Source organism: Gelidibacter sp., from assembly GCF_035577925.1.
Classification (GTDB): Bacteria; Bacteroidota; Bacteroidia; order Flavobacteriales; family Flavobacteriaceae; genus Gelidibacter.
Genome location: NZ_DATJCY010000138.1, coordinates 1 through 2,685, shown reverse-complemented (window position 1 = coordinate 2,685; position 2,685 = coordinate 1). Strand labels below are relative to the sequence as shown.

Below are 2,685 nucleotides of genomic sequence, written 5' to 3'. Positions count from 1 at the left end.
TTATGAAGGCGCAATGATTACTGTTTTAGGGACATCGCTCCAAAATAAAGAGATTTTAAAGTTTTTCTTTAATTCCACATGGAACGTTATAGGCCTTGAAATGGAAGGAGCTCATTATCAAAAAGCAATTCAGGCAGCCTCTAAAGTACGTAAAAGTATTAATCCTAACGTTAAGGTAAGATATGCCTATTATGCCAGTGACAATCCTTTGGAAACCGGTAGTACATTGGCCTCTGGTGGATTGGGTACGACAGGCGTAAAACCAACCTATTTGATAACTAGAAAAATACTGCAACAAATATTTAATTAATTTGTAATTATGGGTGACGATTTAGGAAAACAACAGCCATCAGAAGAAATTGATTTAGGACAGTTGTTTAATGCCATTGGGAAAATTTTCGATCGGTTTTTCAGATTTATTCGACGTATTTTCAAAGGAATATTTGGACTTGTTCTTGCATTTTTGATTTTCATCCAAAGACATTTTTTGAAATTTGTGGCTGTAATTGTTTTAGGGTTGATTTTAGGGGTCTTTTTAGATATAAAGAAAGAACCTCAATATGTATCTACTATGGTTATTGAGCCAAATTTTAATAGTGTTCAGCAACTTTATAACAATATTGGATTTTATAATGAATTGGCTAAAGCAAAAGATTCAGTGTCACTTGCCGAAGCTTTGAATATTACGGAAAGTGAAGCCTTGTCTATTAAGAAATTTAGCGTAGAATCTTATTCCGATGAAAATCAGAAAATTATACTCTTTGATAAATTCGTGCGCAGTTTGGATAGCACGACCAAAAGAGCGATTGATATGAAAGCCTATCTTAAAAATTTCAATTCTCTTGACGCGCGATTCCATACTATATCCGTTACTGCAAGTGATAATACGATTGCAAAAAAACTACAGCCTGCTATTATCTCGTCCATTTCAAATAACAGCTATTTTAATCTCCAAAAGGATATTAGCGATAGTAATATTAAACTACAGGACAGTCTTTTTAACAAGCAAATTATTGAAATAGATTCGTTGCAAAATTTGTATAAAAGAGTCATGCTTAAAGAAGCGGAGCGTGCCATACAAGGTACGAATATTAGTCTTGGGGAAACAACTGGAGTGCAGAATAATAAAGAGATTTCATTGCTCGATAAAATGAAGGAGTTGAAAACGGGACTTGTAGAACTTAATATTGAACGCGGAAATAAGGCAAGTATTTTAAACGTAATATCTGATTTTCCTAAAAAAGGGGCTCAAGATAAGGGGATTTTTAAAAGCTATAAATTTTTAATACCCAGTTTATTTTTAATTCTTGCAGCACTTGTCTCCATTTTATTATCATTAAACAAGTATCTTAAAAATCATAAAAAAAATCGCTAAAAATGAAAGTCTTGATTACGGGAGGCGCAGGTTTTATTGGATCTCATGTAGTAAGATTGTTTGCTAATAAATATCCAGATTATCATATTTATAATTTAGATCTTCTCACTTATGCAGGTAATCTTGAAAACTTAAAGGATGTTGAAAACCTGCCCAACTACACTTTTATAAAAGGTGATATTGTGGATCAATATTTTATAGATGGGTTGTTTGAAACCTATAAATTTGATAGTGTGATACATTTAGCAGCAGAATCGCATGTAGATCGATCGATTGCTGATCCTTTGGCATTTGTAAAAACTAATGTTATTGGCACTATGAATTTACTGAATGCTTTTAAAACATTGTGGAAAGACAATTTTAAAAGCAAGCTTTTTTACCATATTAGTACGGATGAGGTTTATGGCAGCTTAGGCCAAGAAGGTTTTTTTACTGAGAAAACTTCTTATGATCCAAATTCTCCTTACTCTGCATCCAAGGCAAGCTCCGATCATTTTGTAAGGGCTTATGGCGAAACGTATGGCATGCCATACATTATTTCCAATTGTTCCAATAATTATGGAGAAAACCAGTTCCCTGAGAAGTTGATCCCACTTTTTATAAACAATATCATCCATAACAAACCCTTGCCAGTTTATGGCGATGGGAATTATACCAGGGATTGGTTGTACGTAAAAGACCATGCCATTGCCATTGATTTGGTGTTTCATAAAGGAAAAAATCACGAAACTTACAATATTGGTGGTTTTAACGAATGGAAGAATATTGATTTGGTTAAGTTGTTATGTCAACAAATGGACGAAAAACTTAACCGTGAGAAAGGCACTTCAGAAAAATTGATAACCTACGTTAAAGACCGTCCAGGACATGATTTGAGGTACGCCATTGATGCAACTAAGATAAATAAAGAATTAGGCTGGAAACCGTCGGTAACTTTTGAAGAAGGCTTAGATATAACCATCGATTGGTATTTAAGTAATGAAGATTGGTTACAAAGTATTACCAATGGCGATTATCAAAACTATTATCAAAAGCAATACCATTAACAAATGAAAGGAATAATATTAGCTGGAGGATCAGGAACGCGGTTGCATCCATTAACGCTTGCCATAAGTAAGCAGTTAATGCCCGTGTATGACAAACCCATGATATATTATCCTATTTCAACCTTGATATATTCAGGAATTCGAGAGATTTTAATAATCTCAACGCCTCAAGATTTACCGCTCTTTAAATTGTTGTTGGGTGATGGTACCCAATTTGGCTGTGAATTTCACTATGCCATCCAACAAGAACCCAAAGGATTGGCA

The 2,685-nt window shown here is 34.0% G+C and carries 4 protein-coding genes; all 4 read left to right on the top strand.

The window, feature by feature from the left end; genetic code table 11:
- Positions 1-310: DUF6909 family protein (locus VNJ50_RS04805; RefSeq protein WP_414652866.1), on the top strand; the 310-nt coding region annotated here is incomplete at its 5' end.
- 9 nt (positions 311-319) lie between these two features.
- The gene (locus VNJ50_RS04800) at positions 320-1,375 is read left to right on the top strand and encodes a hypothetical protein (protein ID WP_325579577.1); all 1,056 of its coding nucleotides are present in this window, start codon (positions 320-322) and stop codon (positions 1,373-1,375) included.
- A gap of 2 nt (positions 1,376-1,377) precedes the next feature.
- Positions 1,378-2,421 carry a dTDP-glucose 4,6-dehydratase gene (gene rfbB, locus VNJ50_RS04795; RefSeq protein ID WP_325579575.1) on the top strand — a complete coding sequence of 348 codons (1,044 nt, stop codon included), beginning with the start codon at positions 1,378-1,380 and terminating at the stop codon, positions 2,419-2,421.
- A gap of 3 nt (positions 2,422-2,424) precedes the next feature.
- Positions 2,425-2,685: sugar phosphate nucleotidyltransferase (locus tag VNJ50_RS04790; protein WP_325579573.1), on the top strand; the 261-nt coding region annotated here is incomplete at its 3' end.